The organism is Zoogloea sp. GDB6 (genome assembly GCF_056724105.1).
The window spans coordinates 613,368-631,438 of the sequence record NZ_CM161497.1; the positions used below are offsets into that span (position 1 = coordinate 613,368).

Genomic DNA, 18,071 nt, shown 5'->3' on the forward strand with positions numbered 1-18,071 from the left:
CATGAGCCGCCGCGAAATTCTGCTGAAGATCCTCGACCTGGCCCGCTGGGCGCCCAGCGGCGACAACACCCAGCCGTGGCGCTTCGAGATCCTCGGCGACGACCACATCGCCGTGCATGGCAACGACACCCGCGACTGGTGCCTCTACGACTTCGACGGCCACGCCAGCCACATGGCCCATGGCGCACTGCTGGAAACCCTGCGCATTGCCGCCAGCGGGGAAGGGCTGGCGGCGAGCTGGAGTTTGCGGCCGGCGTCCAGCGACGCGGCGCCGGTGTTCGATGTTCGCTTGGCGGAGCAGCCCGGGCTGGCGGCGGACGCCTTGCTGCCTTTCATCGAGACGCGCGTGGTGCAGCGCCGCCCGATGCGCACCACGCCGCTGACCGAGGCCCAGCGTCAGGCCCTGGCTAGCGCGCCGGGGGCCGGCTACAGCGTGCAGTTCTTCGAATCCTTCGCCGCGCGCCGCCAGGTGGCTGGCCTGCTGTGGCGCAACGCCTACCTGCGCCTGACCTGCCCGGAAGCCTTCCCGGTGCATAAGGAAATCATCGAGTGGCACAGCCGCTACAGCAAGGACCGCATTCCGGAGCAGGCTGTGGGTGTGGACAGCCTCACCGCGCGGCTGATGGAGTGGGTGATGGCCAGCTGGGGGCGGGTCGAGTTCTTCAACAAGTACCTGGGCGGCACCATTGCCCCGCGGGTTCAGCTGGATTACATCCCGGCGCTGGCCTGCGCGTCCCACGTGCTGATCCGTCCCGAGCGGCCGCCGGTAAGCGTCGAGGACTATGCGCGTGGCGGTGTCGCGATGCAGCGCCTGTGGCTGACCGCCACGTCAGTCGGCCTGCACTTGCAACCGGAGATGACGCCGCTTATCTTCCGCTGGTATGCCCGCGCTGGCCGCAGCTTTTCCGCCTTGCCCGAAATCGGCCGTGGCGCTGCGGCGCTGGCGGAGGAGTTCGAGCGCATTGGCGGTTTCGGCCGCGAGCAGGCGCTGACCTTCTTCTGCCGGGTCGGCGTGTCTCCCGTCCCCTGGTCCCGCTCGGTACGCAAGAGCGTGGATGAACTGATGCTGCAAGCCTGATGAGCAACGACCACCCAGCCCACGATCACGAGCACCACGACGACCACGCCTGCGGCCACGATCACCACCATCACGACCATGCGCACGCGGCGCATCACGGCCATGTCCACGGACACGGACACGGACACGGACACGGACACGGACACGGACACGGACACGGGCATGGTCACCATCACCATGGCCCGGTGTCCTATGACCGGGCCTTCGCGATCGGCATCGGCCTGAACATCGGCTTCGTCGTCATCGAGGCCTTCTACGGCTGGCGCGTGGACTCCCTGGCGCTGCTCGCCGATGCCGGCCACAACCTGTCCGACGTTGCCGGCCTGATTCTGGCATGGGGCGCCGCATTGGCCGGCCGCCTGCGTCCGACCCACCAGCGCACCTACGGCTGGCAGCGCGCGTCCATCCTCGCCGCGCTGGCCAATGCGATGCTGCTGCTGTTCGCGATGGGTGCGCTGGCGCTTGAGGCCGTGCAACGCCTGCAGGCGCCGGAGGCTGTGGGCGGGTGGACGATCATCGTGGTGGCCGCCATCGGCGTGGTGATCAATGGCATCACTGCGGCGCTGTTCATGTCAGGCAGCAAGGACGACCTCAACATCCGCGGCGCCTTCCTGCACATGGCGGCCGACGCGCTGGTATCCCTGGGCGTGGTCGCGGCTGGTGCGCTATACCTGCACTTCGGCTGGCAATGGCTCGATCCGCTGGTCAGCCTGGCCATCGCGGTGGTCATCGTACTGGGCACCTGGGGCCTGTTCCGCCAGTCCCTGCACCTGGTCTTCGACGGCGTGCCGGACAGCATCGACCTGCTCGAAGTGCACGCCTGGCTGCGTGGCCTGCCTGGCGTGAGCGGTGTCCACGACCTGCACATCTGGGCCCTCGGCACTTCCGATGTCGCCCTGACCGCCCACCTGGTCATGCCCGGCGGCCATCCGGGTGATGCGTTCTTCACGAACCTCGCCCACGAACTGGACGAGCGATTCCATATCCAGCACCCGACCGTCCAGATCGAGATCGAAGGCATCGACGATGGTTGCGCCGCACCGGTGAAGTTGGGCTGAGGGGATCCAGGTCGGCAGGCTGGTTGAGCGGTCTTGCAGGCCGGGCTTGAGGAATGCCTCGCTGCTTGGTCAAGCGCGCAGCGCGTGGGCCAGGAAGCGGTCCAACGCGGCGCCGAAGGCCTGCCGGTCGGCCTGGCTGAAGGCCGGAGGGCCGCCGGTCTGCACGCCGGCGCCGCGCAGTTCCTCGAGGAAGTTGCGCATCGACAGGCGCTCGGCGATGTTGGCGGCGGTGTACATCTCGCCGCGCGGATTCAGCGCGTGGGCCTGGCGTTCGAGCACCGCCGAGGCCAGCGGGATGTCGGCGGTGATGACCAGATCGCCGGCCTCCACCTGGCTGACGATGTGGGCATCCGCCACGTCGAACCCTGATGGAACCTGGACGGCCCGGATGAAGCGCGACGGAGGCGTGCGCAACATCCGGTTGGCGACCAGGATGGTCGGTATTTCCAGGCGCTCGGCGGCGCGAAAGACGATGTCCTTGACGACCGCCGGGCAGGCGTCGGCGTCGATCCAGATCTGCATGGCGGGAAGCCCGGTGTACTGAGGCCCGCCAGTTTATCCCGCGCCGCGCCCGGCGGCAGGGATCACCAGATGCCTTCGGGGGCCTTCAGGCGTTCCACCGGCTGGTCGAGCAGGATGTGCTCCTCGACGATGGCGGTTACGTCGGCCGTCGTCACGCCGCTGTACATCACGTTGTCCGGATAGACCAGCACGCTGGGGCCGGCCTGGCAGGGGCCGAGACAGCCGGTGTTGGTCAGCAGGAAGTCGTTCCACAGGTTGCGCTGCTGAAATTCCTGCTGGAAGGCCTGCCACACGGTGTTGCAGCCCTTTTCCTGGCAGGAGCCGCGCGGGTGGCCGGGCGGGCGGCCCTGGACGCAGACGAGGATGTGTTTCTTCGGTTTCGGCATGATGCGCTCCGCAAATAGGTGTGCCCCTTCAAGCAGGTTCTGCGCCAATGCACTGCAACATAAGGAATCAAGGACTTGGCGCCGGAGCCTGTGGTGCGTATGCGACATTGCCGCGCCATTTGTCGCTCAGTTCGGGGGCCATAGCGGCGGTTGTGCGCAGGGTATATGCTGCGCCGCAATATTGTTGTGATAGATTGAAATGCCGAGTCGATATCGGAGCGGGGCTTCTGCGGGCCGGGGCGTGCCCGGACTTCGCTCCGCAGCCCCGTTTCGCCTGCGACCCGGTCGGTTTCCTCCCCCGCACTGGGAGTGGCATTTCGAGGTCCACCGCCATGACCCGCATGCTCGAACGAAGCGCCGCGCTGTCAGCTGCCGTCGCCCGCCCGGCGCAAGAGATTCCGCTTTCGCTGACGCACGCCGCGGCGCATCCACCGCGCCGCCGCAGCCGCTGGCCGGCCCGGCTGGACCTGCTGCAGAGTGCCTCCGGCCTGTTCCTGGCGTTGTTCCTGGTGGCCCACATGTTCTTCGTGTCGTCGATCCTGATCAGTCAGGAGGCCTTCTACACGGTGGCGCGCTTCTTCGAGGGCGCTTATTTTCTCGCCACACCGCAGCCGTGGATTGTCTCCTGCGTGGTTGGCGGCGTGCTGGCGGTGTTCGTGCTGCACGCCTGGCTGGCGTTGCGCAAGTTCCCGGCCAGCTTCCGCCAGTACAAGGCCTTTGCCGAACACCGGACGCGCTTGCGCCACGACGACACCGGCCTGTGGTGGCTCCAGCTCTGGACCGGCTTCGCGCTGTTCTTCCTGGCCGGCATCCACCTGTACGGGATGTTGGTGCATCCGGAGCTGATCGGCCCCTACGAATCCGCCGACCGGGTGTGGACCGGAAGCATGTGGCCGCTGTACCTGCTGCTGCTGTTCGCGGCGGAAATCCACGGCAGCATCGGCCTGTACCGGCTGGCCCTGAAATGGGACTGGCTGCCGGGCCGCAATCCGGACGCAGCCCGGCGCCGCCTGCGTCTGCTGAAAACCGCCTTCAGCCTGTTCTTCATCGGACTCGGCCTGGTCAGCCTGCTGGCCTATGGGCGGCTGGGCATCGCCCACGCCGAGCGGGCCGGCGAGCGCTACGTACCGGGTGGCGACGGAAGGCTAGCGACCACGCTGGCCGGTGGCGCCGGGGTGATGCCGGCACACGTACCCGGCCGGCAGGGAGACTGACATGCGCATCCTGTACACCGATGTGCTGGTCATCGGCGGTGGCCTCGCCGGCCTGCGCGCGGCCGTTGGCGCCCGGCGCCGCGGCCACGACGTGATCATCCTCAGCCTGGTGCCGGCCAAGCGGTCCCACTCGGCGGCGGCCCAGGGCGGCATGCAGGCCAGCCTCGGCAACACCGCCAAGGGCGAGGGCGACAACGAGGACGTGCATTTCGAGGACACCGTGCGCGGCTCCGACTGGGGCTGCGACCAGGCGGTGGCGCGCCTCTTCGTGCATGCGGCGCCGCAGGCGGTGCGCGAGCTGGCGGCCTGGGGCGTGCCGTGGAACCGGGTGCGCGCCGGGGAGCGGGAGGTGGTGATAGACGGCCGCCGGGTGACGCTCAGCGAACGCCCCGAGGCCCACGGCCTGATCGCCGCCCGCGATTTCGGCGGCACCAAGAAATGGCGCACCTGCTACGTCAGCGACGGCACCGGCCACGCCATGCTCTACGCGGTCAGCGACAAGGCGGTAGCCGAGGGCATCCCGGTGCATGAGCGCATGGAGGCCATCGCGCTGATCCATGAAGGTGGGCGCTGCCACGGCGCCGTCGTGCGCAACCTGGTGACCGGCGAACTCGTCGCCTACGTGGCGAAGGCCACCTGCATCGCCACCGGCGGCTTCGGGCGCATCTACCGGGTCACCTCCAACGCGGTGATCAACGAGGGCATCGGCGCGGCGATCGCGCTGGAGACCGGCGCGGCCTGCCTCGGCAACATGGAGGCGGTGCAATTCCATCCGACGACGATCTTCCCGGCCGGCATCCTCGTCACCGAGGGCTGCCGCGGCGACGGCGGCCTGCTGAAGGATGCCGCCGGCCACCGCTTCATGCCCGACTACGAGCCGGAGAAGAAGGAGCTGGCCTCCCGCGACGTGGTGTCCCGCCGCATGGAGGAACACATCCGCGCCGGCCACGGGGTGAAGAGTCGTTTTGGCGAACACTTGTGGCTGGACATCACGCTGCTTGGCGCTGCCCATATCGACGGCCGCCTGCGCGAGGTGAAGGAGATCTGCCGCCACTTCCTCGGCATCGATCCGGCCCGCGACTTCATCCCGGTGCGGCCGGCCCAGCATTATTCGATGGGCGGCATCCGCACCGACGCCCGTGGCGAGGCCTATGGCCTGGCCGGCCTGTTCGCCTGCGGAGAGGCGGCGTGCTGGGATCTGCACGGCTTCAACCGGCTCGGCGGCAACTCGGTGGCCGAGACGGTGGTGGCGGGCATGATCGTCGGCGAGAACATCGCCGATTTCGTGGAATCGCCCGCGGGTGAACTGCAGGTATCAACGGCCCTCGTGCGGGAATTCCTCGCTGTCGAACAGGCGAAGCTCGACACTTTGTTGCAGGGCAATGGCAGTGAGAGCGCCACCGACATCCGGCGGCGCATGCAGGACATCATGACTGACAAGGTCGGCATCTTCCGCCGCGGCGACCTGCTCACCGAGGCTGTCGACGAACTGCAGGCGCTGCTCCAGCGCAGCCGCCGGATCGGCGTGGCGACGCGGCGGCCGGGCAGCAATCCGGAACTGGTGGCCGCCTACCGCGTGCAGAAGATGCTCAAGCTGGCCCTGTGTGTCGCCTACGGTGCCCTGCAGCGCACCGAGAGCCGCGGCGCCCACTACCGGGAAGACCACCCGCGCCGGGACGACGCCAACTGGCTCAAGCGGACCCTCGCCAGCTGGGACGACCCGTTCCAGACTCTGCCGTCCCTGGCCTACGAGGTCCTCGACGTGCGTGGTATGGAGCTGCCGCCGGGCTGGCGCGGCTATGGCGCGCGTGACGCCATCGAGCATCCGGCGACGGCGCCGCGGGCGGCCGAAATCGCCGCCATCCGCGAGGCCTTCGGGCATGCGGATCGCGCTATCGTGCAGCAGGCCCTGATGCCCTACGAACACCTGGTCCCGCTGCGTTTCCGGGGCCACAACGCAAGACTGGGAGATGCCTGGTGATGCTTACCGAGCCCGACAGACGCATGGCAGGGCCGTGCCTGCCCGCCACCGACGCGCCCCGTGGAGGACGACACCGATGAGCACCGACACCCCCCGCCAGCTGACGCTGCGCATCCTGCGCAGCAGCCCGGGCGAAGGCATCGCGCCCCACTGGCAGGATTTCCACGTCGAGGAGGCGGAGGGCATGACCTTGTTCATCGCCCTCAACGAGATCCGCGACACCCTCGACCCGTCCCTGCAGTTCGACTTCGTGTGTCGGGCCGGCATCTGCGGCAGCTGCGGCATGCTCATCGACGGGCGGCCGGGGCTGGCCTGCCGCAGCCTGACCCGCGACTTCGGGCCGCTGATCACGCTGGCGCCGCTGCCGGTGTTCGCGCTGATCGGCGATCTGTCGGTGGACACCGGCAGCTGGATGCGCGGCACCGCCGAGCGCCTGGAAACCTGGATCCACAGCCGCGCCGAAGCCGACCTGATGGCCGTCGAGGCGCCGATGGCGCCGGAGCTGGCCGAGGCCATCTACGAGCTCGATCGTTGCATCGAGTGCGGCTGCTGCGTGGCCGGCTGCGGCACGCTGCGCATGCGCGAGGACTTCGTCGGCGCGGTGGGCCTCAACAAGATCGCCCGTTTCCGCCTTGATCCCCGCGACGAACGCAGCGACGAGGACTACTACGAGCTGATCGGCGACGACAACGGCGTGTTCGGCTGCATGTCGCTGCTCGGTTGCCACGACGTGTGCCCCAAGGGCCTGCCGCTGCAGACGCAGATCGCCTTCCTGCGCCGCCGGATGGTGGCGGTCGGGCTCAAGTAGGTTCTCGCTTTTTTCGCTTCGCGAGGGGGTGTCATGTTTCCTTGGCGACCGCCCACAGGTGCGCCGCGGCCAGCGCGCGCCAGGGCGTGAAGTCGGCGAGCCAGGCTCTGGCTTCGCTCTCGCCGATCTTGTCCTCCCGGTTGAGCAGTTTCTGCAGGCCACGGCGCACCGCCGCGTCGCCATGCAGGGAGCCATCCAGGTGCGCGAAGCCGCGCAGCAGCGCGTAATCCACCGTCCACGGGCCGATGCCGCGTACCGCCAGCAGGCGGCTGCGGATGTCGTCGGCGGGCGTGCCCGTCAGCCAGGCCTCCAGAGGCAGGGCGCCGTCGGCGATCAGGCGGGCGAGGCTCAGCAGTGCGCGCGCCTTGCTTTGTGACAGGCCGGCGCCGCGCAGGCGCTCTTCGTCTTGCACGGCGAGGTGCGCCGCATCCGGATAGCAGGCCAGGCCGCCGCTGTGGCGGACGCCGATGCAGGCGATCAGCCGGCGGCGTATGGAGATCGCCGCGGCGGTGCTGATCTGCTGGCCGGTGACGGCCCAGCTGAGGGCTTCGAAGGGCGTTGCGGCCTGCGGCACGCGCAGCCCGGCATGGCGGGCCAGCAGCGGGCCGAGCTGGGGATGGTGGCGATGGGCCGTCTCGAAGGTGTCCACCGGTTGGTCGAGGCCCAGCACATGCCGGGCCAGACCCGCGATCGCGCCGGCGCTGGCTGGCGTACCGTCCACGTCGAGTTCCACTTCCACCTGGCCATGCTGGAAGGCGACCCGCAGGCAGGCCGGCGCGCCGTGCCAGATCAAGCCTTTGGCAAAACCGTCGGCGTCGACCCGCTCCGCCAGCTGCTGCGGATCGCGGGCCTGGAAGGCCAGGATGTCGGCGGGGCGGAAGCTGGCGGGCAGGGCGAGGCGCATGGCGAAGTCCTTGGCAAGGCTGCGGTTGGAGTACCGAAAACGGTGGGTGAGAGCTTATCCGCCTCCATCGGAACGCGTGGGATTCCGGACACCTTCACGCGGCTTTTCTGAACGTCAGGTTGATGCGGTACGCGCCGGTGGCCGGGTGCTGGCCGTCCAGCAGCGGCAGCACGCCGTGGAAGCGCAACCGCGCCGGGCCGCCCCACACCAGCACGTCGCCGTGGCTCAAGGTGAGGCGCGCGGCCTTGTCGCTGCGGGCCAGGCCGCCGAACAGGAAGGTGACCGGCAGGCCGAGGGACACGGACACAATGGGCTGCGTGAAGTCCTGCTCGTCCCGGTCCTGGTGCAGGGACATGCGGGTGCCCGGCGCGTAGCGGTTGATCAGGCAGGCGTCCGGCACGAACGCGGGAAAGCCGGCCCGTTCCGCTGCGGCGCCGGCCAGGCGCAGCAGGCGCGGCGGCAGCGGCGGCCACGGCTGGCCGCTGTCCGGGTCGGTAGCGACGTAGCGGTAGCCCTGGCGGTCGCTGATCCAGCCGAGGCTGCCGCAGTTGCTCATGGCCACCGACATGGCCTGACCACCCGGCGTGAACATGCGCCGGAACGGTGCCCGGGCGGTGATGGCCTGCACGTCGGCGAGGATGGCTTCCGCGTCGGCCAGCGCAAAACCGTGCAGCAGCATCGCGCCGGGGGTGATGGGCTGGCACGGGTCCGCTGCCGCGAAGAGGTCGAGGGTCATGGTCGGGCCTCGCGTTCGAGCAGGGCCTGCTTGCGCTCGACGCCCCAGCGGTAGCCGGCCAGGCCGCCGTCGTTGCGCACCACCCGATGGCAGGGCACTGCTACCGCCAGCGTGTTGGCCGCACAGGCGCCGGCCACTGCGCGTACCGCCCTTGGCAGGCCGAGGCGGCGGGCCAGTTCGGTGTAGCTCAGCCGGCTGCCCACCGGGATCTCCCGCAGCGCGTGCCAGACGCGCAGCTGGAAGGCGGTGCCGCGCAGGTCCAGCGGCAGGTCGAGGCCCTGGGCGGGGCTTTCGACGAAGCCGGCCACCCGGGCTACCAGCGCGGCGAAGTCAGGATCGTCGCCGACCAGGCGGGCGCAGGGGAAGCGGTCCTGCAGCTCCCGGGCCAGGGCGTCGGCGTCGTCGCCGAGGCTGATCGCGCAGACGCCGCGCGGGCTGGCGGCGACCAGGATGGCGCCGAGGGCGCTCTGGCCGATGGCGAAGCGGATCTCGGTGTCGGCGCCGCCGGCCCGGTACTGGCGCGGCGTCATGCCTAGCGCAGCGTCGGTGTCGGCGTAGAAGCGCCCGCTGGAGGCGTAGCCGGCGTCGTACTGGGCGGCGCTGACCGATGGGCTGGCGGCAAGGCCGTCGCGCAGGCGGCGGGCCCGCAGCGCGGCGGCGTAGGCGCGTGGCGTGAGTCCCGTCGTTGCCTTGAACAGACGCTGCAGATGGAAGGGACTGAGTTGGGCCTGGCGGGCGAGCTCGTCCAGGTTCGGTACGTGATCGGCATTGTCGATGAAGCGGCACAGCTCGGCGACCAGCGCCCCCTGGCGTTCGGCGAGGGGCGGCAGGTCCGGCCGGCAGCGCCGGCAGGGGCGGAAGCCGGCCGCTTCGGCGTCCGCCGCGCTGGCGTGGAAATCCACGTTCTCCGGCCGCGGCCGGCGCGAGCCGCAGGACGGACGGCAATACACACCGGTGCTCTTCACCGAGTAGAAGAAGCGGCCGTCGGCCGTCGGGTCGCGGGCCAGCACGGCGGCCCAGCGCGGGTCGGCAAGGGTTTGGGCTGCATGGTTGTGGAGAGGGGCGTCCATGGTCGGGGTGTCGGATACGCTAGGCTGATACCCGCAATCTAGCCCTTGCCGGGCCGGCTTGCACTCCACGGCTTGCTTTTGAATTGGATGCGAACGAACTCACCCCAACAAGTGCAAGCCACGGAAAGGATGCCTGAGGCGAGTGAGCGGACCTTGCCGGGATTGTTCCTGCCGTTTGCTTGTCCAATCGGCGTGATCACCTCGCCGGGAGTCCGTCATGCTGCATCCGCTGCTGTCTTCCGAAGTTGCCGAACTGTTCGCCGGTTTCGGTCTGCCCGCGCCGGAGGCTGGCAGCTTGGTGGCCCGCTCGCCGATCGACGGCAGCCGCATCGGCAGTTGCGTGGAGTGCGACGACCTGGCTGCCGTGGTGGCGCGGGCGCGGGCGGCGTTCCTGGCCTGGCGTGAGGTGCCGGCGCCACGCCGTGGCGAACTGCTGCGCTGTTTCGGCGACGTGCTGCGCCGGCACAAGGCGGCGCTCGGGCGGCTGGTCAGCATCGAGAGCGGCAAGATCCTGTCCGAAGGACAGGGCGAGGTACAGGAGATGATCGACATGTGCGACTTCGCGGTCGGCCTGTCGCGCCAGCTCTACGGTTTGACGATGGCCAGCGAGCGGCCCGGCCATCGCCTGATGGAAAGCTGGCATCCCCTCGGTGTGTGCGGCGTCATCAGCGCCTTCAATTTCCCTGTTGCGGTATGGGCGTGGAATGCCGCGCTGGCGCTGGTGTGCGGTGATGCCGTGGTGTGGAAACCGTCGTCGCGCACGCCCCTGTGTGCGCTGGCCTGCCAGGGGCTGCTGACCCAGGCGATGGCCGAGGCGGGCGGCGTGCCGCCGGACCTCAGCCAGGTGGTGATCGGCCCCGGCACCCTCGGTACGGCGCTGGCTGACCATCCGGATGTGGCGCTGCTGTCGGCCACCGGCTCGACGGCGATGGGGCGCAGCGTGGCGCCACGGGTGGCGGCGCGCTTCGGGCGCTGTCTGCTGGAGCTGGGCGGCAACAACGGGATGATCGTCGCGCCCAGCGCCGACCTGGAGTTGGCGCTGCGGGCCATCGTCTTCTCCGCCGCCGGCACTGCCGGCCAGCGCTGCACAACGTTGCGCCGCCTGATCGTCCACGAATCCGTCGCGGCGCACCTGCTGCCGCGCCTCACTGCGGCCTTCGCCAGCCTGCCGGTCGGCAATCCGTTGGAGTCCGCCACCCTGGTCGGTCCGCTGATCGACAGCGTGGCCGTCGACGCCCACCGCGCGGCGCTGGTCCAGGCCCACGCGGAGGGCGGCTGTGTGCATGGCGGCGAGGTGGTGGCGGTGGCCGATTGTCCCGACGGCTGCTACGTGCGCCCGGCGCTGGTGGAGATGCCCGGCCAGAGCGCGCTGGTACGCCGCGAGACCTTCAGCCCGATCCTCTACGTGCTGCGCTACCGCACGCTGGACGAGGCACTCGCGCTGCACAACGGGGTGCCCCAAGGCCTGGCCTCGGCGATCTTCACCACCGATCTACGCGAGGCGGAGCGTTTCCTGTCGGCGGCCGGCAGCGACTGTGGCATCGCCAATGTGAACATCGGTCCGTCCGGTGCCGAGATCGGCGGCGCCTTCGGCGGCGAGAAGGAGACCGGCGGCGGCCGCGAGGCCGGCGCGGACGCCTGGCGGGCCTACATGCGGCGGGCTACCAACACCATCAATTACTCCAGCACATTGCCGCTGGCCCAGGGCGTCCGGTTCGATACGCCGGGGGCTTGAACGGGGATGCGTATGGCCCCGCAAACGTCATCAGCTGTTAGGCTGCGGTCCTCCTGAGTGAGATCCGTTGAGCCCGAGCCCATGCGTTTTCTGCCCCTGCTGTTCGCCCTGTTGTGCTGCAACAGCTTCGCGGACGTTTGCGACGAGTTGCCTAAGCCGTCGGTGACGGTGAAGCTGCATGAGGAGCCGGTCGGGCTGGATACGGTGACCGGCCTGCGCACCCTCAGCTTGATGGGGCCGCGTTCCCTGCAGGAGGGGCAGCGGGTGCTGGGCCTGACGCGGGGAGCGGCCATCGTACGTTTCGAGACCAAGGTGGTGGCCCGCGTCGATGCGTCTCGCCAGTGGGAATGCGCCAGTCCGCAGATCAGCATGACCTACGGCTTCAGCCCCCTGACCGTGTATGTGGCGAAGGAATTCCCGCAGGGCAGCTGCGCCTACCGGGAGATCTACCAGCACGAGCAGCGCCACGTGGACGCCTACCGCCAGCATCTGGCCGGCATCGAGAAGGAACTCGCCGACACCCTGTCCCGCCGCTTCACCACCGGCGGCCCGTGGCGCGGTCCGGTCGGCCAGGCGCGGACGCGCATCGCCAATGAGCTGGAGGAACGCTGGGGGCCCTACGTGCGGCGTGAGATCAACAAGGTGGAGCTCGTGCAGGCGCAGATCGACACGCCGGAGGAGTACCGCCGCGTGGCCGAGCGCTGCGACGGCGCGATCAAGACGATCACCCGCCAGGCTCTGCAGCGTTGATGGGCACTTACGGCCTGTTACCTTCGTTGTTCCGGTCTTTACATATGTCGGAGTACCTCGGGAACGGGCAGTGACTCCGATCAGGATGGTGCGACGCAAGCGGCGTCGGCCTCGCAGTCACCCTATGCATCGATCAGCGGCGGGTTGGATAACCTGATCCAGCAATTGGGCAGCAGCAGTTCCACGGGGACATCCAACAGCGCCTTGTCGACGCTGCAGAGCGACTTCCAGAATCTGCTCAAGGATGCGCAGCAGCAGTCCGGTGCGACGACCTCCGGCTCTTCCTCTGCGTCGAGTGGGCAGGCACCGACCCTGCAATCCTTCCTGCAGGCGCTCGAAAAGAATCTGGCAGATCGCGTTCATTCGCCGCTCGGCAATAATGTGAACGCCAGTGCATGATCCCGTTGGGGACTGTGTAGGGAAGGAAGAAGACATGTCCGTTTCGTCCATCAGCTCAGGGCTGTCGGCCACGCTGCTCGGGAATAGTGCGAGTACGTTGAGCACTTCCAGCATCGGTTCGGAATTGCTGGCTGCCGTGGAACAGGGGGCTAGCGGATCGTCGGATGCGCTGACATCCGCGATAGTTTCGCTTGGTTCGCAGAGTGGGAGTTCCGACGGTTCGACCGCCACGTACAACGCGCAGGGCTTGTTGAGTCTGCTGCAGACCTCGACCCAGCTGGCGGACCCGCTGCTGCAAAGCGACTCATCAGGCGCGAGCGGAAGTTCCACGAGCAGCATGGATTCCGTCCTGCAAGAGGCCTTGTTGCTGAGCGGTACGTCGGCTTCGACGGGGGCCACCTCGTCGTCGGATACAAGCTCGTCGTCGAGCGGCAGTGGCAGTTCGACGACGAGCGGCTCCACGGATCTGAACAGCGACTGGACGCAAGTGCTCAAGCAGAACCCGGCGCTGGCCACCCAACTGGTGCAGAGTGAGGTTGACCAGGGGTTGCTCGGCCAGATTGGTTGAGCAACCCGATGACCCGGTTCGGTCAGTGTCGGGGGGGCGTCTGACTGGGCGGTGCGGTGGGCGTTAGGTAACCGTCGTTAAGTGTCTTGAGAAAAGCCATCAGATCAGCAATCTCCTTTTCGTTGAGCGTCGGCTCACTGCCGGGCCGTCTGCCGAAGGGCGGATCGGAAGCCACGTTGCCGCGCAGCGCCGTGGGCAGATCGTCGAAGCGCTCCACACGGCCGTCGGCGCCCGTGGGGTAGAAGCGCTGGGGGTGGCTGTCGCGCTGTGCATAGAAGCGAACCACGTCCTCCAGGTGGTGGAACACCCCGTTGTGGAAAAAGCTCCGGCGGCGCGCCGCATTACGCAAAGAGGGCGTCTTGAAGGCTCCGCAGTACTCGGTGTGTGTCTTCAGGTCGGTGCGCATGGGGCCGCACAGTCCCATGTCGAACCAGGCCGGATCCCGGTTGGCGGTGATCCGCCGGTTGCGAGGGACGCCGAGGGCGAGCAAGCCTTCGTCGGTGAACAGCGGAAAAGTGCCGCGCTTGATGGCACTGGGATGGCATTGGGCGCAGTTGCCCTTCCGGGGATCGTTGAAGAGGGCGAGACCGCGCTTTTCCTGAGGGCTGAGCGTGGTCTGATGGCGCAGGAAGGCGTCGTACTTGCTCGAATAGGGGTAGAAGTCGGCGGGGCTCTGCTGGAACACCTCCAGCGCCCATAACAGGCCGTTCCAGGCCTTGGGCACATCGTCCAGCACGTGTTCGCCGAAGGCCGTGCGGAAGTCCGTCGCGAAGGGAGAACTGCGCAGTCGGGCCACGGCCGCCGCCGGGTCGGCATTGCCCATCTCCAGGGGCGACAGCAGGGGCAGCGCGGCCTGTTCGTGGGCCGAGCTGACACGGCCGTCCCAGGTCCGTCCGCCGGTTGGTCCCTGGTCGGCGCCATCGTCGCCGTCCGTGTCGTTGAAATGCTCGGAGAAGGGCGGCGTGCCTTGCCGGTACATCAGGGACGGGGCAGCACGTTGCCCCTGGTCGGTCAGCTTGGCTCCGCCGGGCTGGACCGACAGCGCGTTCGGTGGGCCGTAGGCGTGGGCCGGGCTGTGGCAGGAGGCGCAGGCTTGCTGGCCGGAGACCGACAGGCTCGGATCCGAGAACAGCTTGCGTCCCAGCGCTTCGAGCACGGCTGCGTCGGGTTTGCGCTCGAAGCTCGTTTCGTAGAATGCCTTTTCCGCCACGGGTTGGGCAGCGGGGGCCGGGGGCGCGGCGATATCGCGCTGGCAGCCGGAGAGGGCCACGGCCAGGCAGCCAAGCAGCAGGCGCAGTGTCAAATGCATGAAACGGGCGGAAGGTGAGCAGCGATCCCGTCTTTCTAGCGGATGGGCATGGCAGCACCATGACAGAACCCTGGCAGGAGCCTGTCATTGAAGGTCAAACCGATGTCACATGGACGATCCAGACTGCCAGCGGCTTCTTAAACCTGGATCGGGCACCCCATGAAAACAAAATCCCTCCCCTTCGGCCGGCAGAGCTGGCCTCTCACCCTGATTGCGGCGCTGGTCCTCAGCGCCTGCGGCAGCGACCACCACTCCAATCAGACCGCCTCCCTGCAGGCGAACGTCAAGAACGTGGTGGTGATCTATGCCGAGAACCGTTCGTTCGATAATCTCTACGGCAACTTTCCGGGCGCCAACGGCTTGAGCAGCCTGTACGACGCGAGCGGCAAGCTCAACGCCAACTACATCCCGCAGAAGGATCGCAACGGCAATGTGCTGAGCACCCTGCCGCAGACCTGGGGCGGCGTGACCGCCGGCGGTGTCACCCCGGTGGTGACCCAGGCCCAGAGCGCGGGCCTCGCCAATGCGCCGTTCTCCATCGAGACGGCCTTCCAGGCCAGCGCCAATGCGACCTTGACCACCGGTACGGTGACCCGCGACCTGTACCACCGTTTCTTTGAGAACCAGATGCAGATCAATGGCGGCAAGAACGACATGTTCGCCGCCTGGGCCGATGCCGGCGGCCTGACCATGGGGCACTTCGACTACAGTGGTTCCGCCATGTACAAACTGGCCCAGCAATACGTGCTGGCCGACAACTTCTTCCAGGGCGCCTTCGGTGGTTCCTTCCTGAACCACCAGTACCTGATCTGCGCTTGTGCGCCGGAATACCCGAACGCCGACACCGCCGCCGCCAAACCCACCATCGCGGCCCTCAACAAGGATGCCAGCGGTAACTACCTGCCCCAGCTGACTACCGCCGCGGCGAGCCCGGCTTCCGCGATGGATGGCGCTCCGTCCTACGTGCTGAGCGGCAACATCACGCCGGCCAACTACTTCGGCGATGGCAAGTTCTACGCGGTCAACACCATGCAGCCGCCGTACCAGCCGAGCGGCAACGCGCCCTCCAGCGTGAGCGGCAACAGTGCGCTGTATGCCAATACCGCCAAGGCCACCACGCTGCCGCCGCAGACCGGCGTCACCATTGGCGACTTGATGAACGCCAAGAACGTGAGTTGGAAATGGTACGGCGGTGCGTGGAACGCTGCGCTGACCGACGGCATGCAGGACCCGGCCACCGCCCGCTCGGTGATCTACGCCGGCAACAGCTATGGCGTGGCCACCACCACCAACGTGGACTTCCAGCCTCACCACCAGCCGTTCAACTACTACGCGTCCTTCGATCCGGCGACCCAGGCCGCGAACCGCAGCGCGCACTTGAAGGATTACACCGACCTGGTTGCCGACGCCGCCGCCGGCACGCTGCCGGCAGTGACCTTCTACAAGCCGGAAGGGGTATACAACCAGCATGAAGGCTATGCCAACCTGGCTGACGGCGACGCCAAGATCGCCGATCTGGTGGCCAAGCTGCAGGCCAGCCCCCAGTGGAAGAACATGGTGATCGTCATCACCTACGACGAGTTCGGTGGCGTGTGGGACCACGTAGCTCCGCCGAAGGGCGATCTGATCGGTCCGGGTACCCGCATCCCGGCCATCGTCATCTCGCCGTTCGCCAAGAAGGGCACGGTTGATCACACCCAGTACGACACCGCGTCGATCCTGCGCTTCATCACCCGGGTGTTCGGTCTCGACACGTTGCCGGGCCTGACCGCCCGCGACAAGGCCCTGAAGGCCAGTGGCGCCCAGCCGATGGGGGATCTGAGCAATGCGCTGACCCTTTGAGGCAGCAATCCGCCTGAGGTTGCGGCGGCTTCGGGACGGTGAAAGGGCTACGCCGACGGCGTGGCCCTTTTTCTTGGGGTGTGCCCGTCGTGGTGGGATGGTGTCAGGGCGCCTCGCGCCAGCGCAGCGGCACGGCTGCGGACGCGTGACGGCTCGCCCTGACGCGCAGCCGGAGCAGGCGCAGGGCGCCCGGGTGGGCGGCGAGGGCCGGGCCTTCGTGGACGATCTCCGCATCGGCGGCCAGCCAGGCAAGGTCGCCGCGGGCAAAGTCGATGAACAGCAGGCCGGCGCGCGGTGCCAGCAGCAGGTTGCCGAGGGTGTTGAAGTAGTTGTTGCCGGCCAGGTCGGGCACCGTCAGCGTGTCGCCGGCAATGTGCACGAAGCCCGCCGGGCCGCCCCGGTGGGAGACGTCCACACCGTGGGCCGGCAGGCCATCGTCGTCCGGGTGGGCGCTGGCGATGAAGAAGGTGTCGGCCGCCGCGACGAGGGCGCGCACCGGCTCGCCCAGCCCGGTGAAATCCGTGTGTTCCGGGAAGGCTGGTCGGCCGGGCGCGTACTCGGCCTGGCGCGGCTGGATGTACTTGGGGCAGTTGCCGAAGCTCTGCTCGACATGGACGTCGATGCCGGCCCCATCCACCGCGCCGATCCGCCCGTTGGCCCGGTTGCGGCGCCGCGCGTGGGCCTCGATGCCGAGCAGGCCGACGCGGGCGCCGGCCTTCAGCAGACCTTCCAGCGGATCGCCGGCCGGCGGCAGCGCCTCGATACGCAGGCGGTCGTCTGCCGGCGCAGTGATGAAGCCCGGTGCGCCGGTGAGCAGCGAGGCCCACGGCTGGCCGTCGCCATCCACCGCACCGACCACGATGAAGGGTAGCTGGCCGAAGAAGCCCTGGTGAGGCTCGGGCATGGCCGGCCGGATCACCCGCGGGCCGACTTCGGCCAGCCGTTCCCGGCTGCCGGCGCGGGCCTGCAGGGCTTGTTCGCCGGTGTGGAAGCTGGGGCCGGCCATGGTCGTCAGAGCGCCAGACCGATGGCGGTGGCGGGCATCGGGATGAAGCCCGGCAGCGCTTCCACGCGGGCCAGCCAGGCACGGATGTTGGGGTAGTCGGCCAGCGACACATTACCTTCCGGCGCGTGGGCGATGTAGGTGTGGTTGGCCACGTCGGCGATGGTGGCGTGATCGCCGGCGAGGAAGGGACGTTCGGCCAGTTCCTTCTCCATCACAGCGAACAGCGCGTGGGCGCGGGCGATGACTTCCTTCGGGTTGAAGTCCATGCCGAACACGGTGATCAGGCGGGCTGCGCAGGGGCCATAGGCGACCTGCCCGGAAGCCACCGACAGCCAGCGCTGGACCTGGGCGGCGCCGGCGGGATCGGTCGGCAGCCAGCTTGCATCCCCGTAGCGGCGGGCCAGGTAGACCAGGATCGCGGTGGAGTCGGCGATGGTCACGTCGCCATCCTGGATCACCGGCACCTGGCCGAAGGCGTTCATCGTCAGGTAGGCGGGCGTTTTCTGCTCGCCGCCGGCCAGGTCCACGTCGATCGGCTCGACGGGAAGGCCGAGGAAGGACAGGAAGAGCTCGGCCCGGTGGCTGTGGCCGGAGAGCGGGAAGCGGTAGAGCTTGATCGGCTGGGCGGGGGTGTTCATGGTTTCTTCCTTTGGTGTGGGTGATGGCAGCTAGTGTGCGTTGATCCGATTTGTGGATAAATGGCGC

18 protein-coding genes are annotated in these 18,071 nt (G+C 68.3%); 10 read left to right on the forward strand and 8 right to left on the reverse strand.

The features are described from left to right. Position 1: 1 nt before the first annotated feature. Both AC1PQG_RS02785 and AC1PQG_RS02790 read left to right on the forward strand, forming a co-directional pair. Positions 2–1,078 (forward strand): nitroreductase family protein, encoded by a 1,077-nt coding sequence (locus tag AC1PQG_RS02785; protein ID WP_481121152.1) that lies wholly within the window; start codon positions 2–4, stop codon positions 1,076–1,078. Then, a complete protein-coding gene (locus AC1PQG_RS02790) occupies positions 1,078–2,136 on the forward strand; it encodes a cation diffusion facilitator family transporter (protein ID WP_481121153.1) in 1,059 nt (352 codons plus the stop codon). The genes AC1PQG_RS02785 and AC1PQG_RS02790 overlap by 1 nt, the downstream gene beginning before the upstream one ends. 69 nt (positions 2,137–2,205) lie before the next feature. Here the strand turns inward: AC1PQG_RS02790 and AC1PQG_RS02795 are convergent, their stop codons facing one another. After that, positions 2,206–2,658, reverse strand: coding sequence for a YaiI/YqxD family protein (locus tag AC1PQG_RS02795; protein WP_481121154.1), 453 nt, complete (start codon positions 2,656–2,658; stop codon positions 2,206–2,208). Positions 2,659–2,720: 62 nt separating this feature from the next. Continuing rightward, positions 2,721–3,044: a (2Fe-2S) ferredoxin domain-containing protein gene (locus tag AC1PQG_RS02800; protein ID WP_481117372.1), complete on the reverse strand. Its 324-nt coding sequence runs from the start codon at positions 3,042–3,044 to the stop codon at positions 2,721–2,723. 332 nt (positions 3,045–3,376) lie between these two features. On the opposite strand from AC1PQG_RS02800, the gene AC1PQG_RS02805 reads away from it, so the two are divergent. The 3 genes from AC1PQG_RS02805 (at position 3,377) to AC1PQG_RS02815 (ending at position 7,047) form a co-directional block, all read left to right on the forward strand. After that, on the forward strand, positions 3,377–4,258 hold the full coding sequence (locus AC1PQG_RS02805; protein ID WP_481121155.1) for a fumarate reductase cytochrome b subunit: 882 nt from the start codon (positions 3,377–3,379) through the stop codon (positions 4,256–4,258). 1 nt (position 4,259) lies between these two features. Beyond that, a complete protein-coding gene (locus tag AC1PQG_RS02810; protein ID WP_481121156.1) occupies positions 4,260–6,239 on the forward strand; it encodes a fumarate reductase flavoprotein subunit in 1,980 nt (659 codons plus the stop codon). A 76-nt stretch (positions 6,240–6,315) separates the two neighbouring features. Beyond that, positions 6,316–7,047 carry a fumarate reductase iron-sulfur subunit gene (locus tag AC1PQG_RS02815; protein WP_481121157.1) on the forward strand — a complete coding sequence of 244 codons (732 nt, stop codon included), beginning with the start codon at positions 6,316–6,318 and terminating at the stop codon, positions 7,045–7,047. Positions 7,048–7,078: 31 nt separating this feature from the next. Here the strand turns inward: AC1PQG_RS02815 and AC1PQG_RS02820 are convergent, their stop codons facing one another. From AC1PQG_RS02820 to ada, 3 genes are all read right to left on the reverse strand, one after another. Further along, entirely contained in the window at positions 7,079–7,951 is an 873-nt protein-coding gene (locus AC1PQG_RS02820) for a DNA-3-methyladenine glycosylase family protein (protein ID WP_481121158.1), read from the reverse strand. A 94-nt stretch (positions 7,952–8,045) separates the two neighbouring features. Further along, positions 8,046–8,687, reverse strand: a complete 642-nt coding sequence (alkB, locus tag AC1PQG_RS02825) for a DNA oxidative demethylase AlkB (RefSeq protein ID WP_481121159.1) — start codon at positions 8,685–8,687, stop codon at positions 8,046–8,048. Beyond that, positions 8,684–9,757, reverse strand: a complete 1,074-nt coding sequence (ada, locus tag AC1PQG_RS02830) for a bifunctional DNA-binding transcriptional regulator/O6-methylguanine-DNA methyltransferase Ada (protein WP_481121160.1) — start codon at positions 9,755–9,757, stop codon at positions 8,684–8,686. The genes alkB and ada overlap by 4 nt, the downstream gene beginning before the upstream one ends. A gap of 217 nt (positions 9,758–9,974) precedes the next feature. Here ada and amaB point away from each other — a divergent pair, with 217 nt between their 5' ends. The 4 genes from amaB to AC1PQG_RS02850 all read left to right on the forward strand — a co-directional run bounded on the left by amaB (position 9,975) and on the right by AC1PQG_RS02850 (position 13,209). Beyond that, on the forward strand, positions 9,975–11,492 hold the full coding sequence (gene amaB / locus AC1PQG_RS02835; protein WP_481121161.1) for an L-piperidine-6-carboxylate dehydrogenase: 1,518 nt from the start codon (positions 9,975–9,977) through the stop codon (positions 11,490–11,492). 81 nt (positions 11,493–11,573) lie between these two features. Beyond that, on the forward strand, positions 11,574–12,242 hold the full coding sequence (locus AC1PQG_RS02840) for a hypothetical protein (protein ID WP_481121162.1): 669 nt from the start codon (positions 11,574–11,576) through the stop codon (positions 12,240–12,242). A gap of 144 nt (positions 12,243–12,386) precedes the next feature. Then, positions 12,387–12,641: a hypothetical protein gene (locus AC1PQG_RS02845; protein ID WP_481121163.1), complete on the forward strand. Its 255-nt coding sequence runs from the start codon at positions 12,387–12,389 to the stop codon at positions 12,639–12,641. Between the two features lie 34 nt (positions 12,642–12,675). Continuing rightward, positions 12,676–13,209 (forward strand): hypothetical protein, encoded by a 534-nt coding sequence (locus AC1PQG_RS02850; protein ID WP_481121164.1) that lies wholly within the window; start codon positions 12,676–12,678, stop codon positions 13,207–13,209. 22 nt (positions 13,210–13,231) lie between these two features. Here the strand turns inward: AC1PQG_RS02850 and AC1PQG_RS02855 are convergent, their stop codons facing one another. Continuing rightward, on the reverse strand, positions 13,232–14,518 hold the full coding sequence (locus AC1PQG_RS02855; RefSeq protein WP_481121165.1) for a cytochrome-c peroxidase: 1,287 nt from the start codon (positions 14,516–14,518) through the stop codon (positions 13,232–13,234). 159 nt (positions 14,519–14,677) lie between these two features. Here AC1PQG_RS02855 and acpA point away from each other — a divergent pair, with 159 nt between their 5' ends. Continuing rightward, positions 14,678–16,360 carry an acid phosphatase gene (acpA, locus tag AC1PQG_RS02860; protein ID WP_481121166.1) on the forward strand — a complete coding sequence of 561 codons (1,683 nt, stop codon included), beginning with the start codon at positions 14,678–14,680 and terminating at the stop codon, positions 16,358–16,360. A 103-nt stretch (positions 16,361–16,463) separates the two neighbouring features. Here acpA and AC1PQG_RS02865 read toward each other — a convergent pair whose 3' ends face one another. Both AC1PQG_RS02865 and AC1PQG_RS02870 read right to left on the reverse strand, forming a co-directional pair. Continuing rightward, complete coding sequence (locus AC1PQG_RS02865) at positions 16,464–17,366, reverse strand: flavin-nucleotide-binding protein (RefSeq protein ID WP_481121167.1); 903 nt, start codon at positions 17,364–17,366, stop codon at positions 16,464–16,466. Positions 17,367–17,371: 5 nt separating this feature from the next. Continuing rightward, positions 17,372–18,004: a glutathione S-transferase family protein gene (locus tag AC1PQG_RS02870; RefSeq protein WP_481121168.1), complete on the reverse strand. Its 633-nt coding sequence runs from the start codon at positions 18,002–18,004 to the stop codon at positions 17,372–17,374. Positions 18,005–18,071 lie beyond the last annotated feature (67 nt).

What these genes read in the sequence shown, in the direction of transcription:
- AC1PQG_RS02785 (WP_481121152.1), top strand. Translation starts at nt 2, where the DNA reads ATGAGCCGCCGCGAAATTCTGCTGAAGATCCTCGACCTGGCCCGCTGG.
- AC1PQG_RS02790 (WP_481121153.1), top strand. Translation starts at nt 1,078, where the DNA reads ATGAGCAACGACCACCCAGCCCACGATCACGAGCACCACGACGACCAC.
- AC1PQG_RS02795 (WP_481121154.1), bottom strand. Translation starts at nt 2,658, where the DNA reads ATGCAGATCTGGATCGACGCCGACGCCTGCCCGGCGGTCGTCAAGGAC.
- AC1PQG_RS02800 (WP_481117372.1), bottom strand. Translation starts at nt 3,044, where the DNA reads ATGCCGAAACCGAAGAAACACATCCTCGTCTGCGTCCAGGGCCGCCCG.
- AC1PQG_RS02805 (WP_481121155.1), top strand. Translation starts at nt 3,377, where the DNA reads ATGACCCGCATGCTCGAACGAAGCGCCGCGCTGTCAGCTGCCGTCGCC.
- AC1PQG_RS02810 (WP_481121156.1), top strand. Translation starts at nt 4,260, where the DNA reads ATGCGCATCCTGTACACCGATGTGCTGGTCATCGGCGGTGGCCTCGCC.
- AC1PQG_RS02815 (WP_481121157.1), top strand. Translation starts at nt 6,316, where the DNA reads ATGAGCACCGACACCCCCCGCCAGCTGACGCTGCGCATCCTGCGCAGC.
- AC1PQG_RS02820 (WP_481121158.1), bottom strand. Translation starts at nt 7,951, where the DNA reads ATGCGCCTCGCCCTGCCCGCCAGCTTCCGCCCCGCCGACATCCTGGCC.
- alkB (WP_481121159.1), bottom strand. Translation starts at nt 8,687, where the DNA reads ATGACCCTCGACCTCTTCGCGGCAGCGGACCCGTGCCAGCCCATCACC.
- ada (WP_481121160.1), bottom strand. Translation starts at nt 9,757, where the DNA reads ATGGACGCCCCTCTCCACAACCATGCAGCCCAAACCCTTGCCGACCCG.
- amaB (WP_481121161.1), top strand. Translation starts at nt 9,975, where the DNA reads ATGCTGCATCCGCTGCTGTCTTCCGAAGTTGCCGAACTGTTCGCCGGT.
- AC1PQG_RS02840 (WP_481121162.1), top strand. Translation starts at nt 11,574, where the DNA reads ATGCGTTTTCTGCCCCTGCTGTTCGCCCTGTTGTGCTGCAACAGCTTC.
- AC1PQG_RS02850 (WP_481121164.1), top strand. Translation starts at nt 12,676, where the DNA reads ATGTCCGTTTCGTCCATCAGCTCAGGGCTGTCGGCCACGCTGCTCGGG.
- AC1PQG_RS02855 (WP_481121165.1), bottom strand. Translation starts at nt 14,518, where the DNA reads ATGCATTTGACACTGCGCCTGCTGCTTGGCTGCCTGGCCGTGGCCCTC.
- acpA (WP_481121166.1), top strand. Translation starts at nt 14,678, where the DNA reads ATGAAAACAAAATCCCTCCCCTTCGGCCGGCAGAGCTGGCCTCTCACC.
- AC1PQG_RS02865 (WP_481121167.1), bottom strand. Translation starts at nt 17,366, where the DNA reads ATGGCCGGCCCCAGCTTCCACACCGGCGAACAAGCCCTGCAGGCCCGC.
- AC1PQG_RS02870 (WP_481121168.1), bottom strand. Translation starts at nt 18,004, where the DNA reads ATGAACACCCCCGCCCAGCCGATCAAGCTCTACCGCTTCCCGCTCTCC.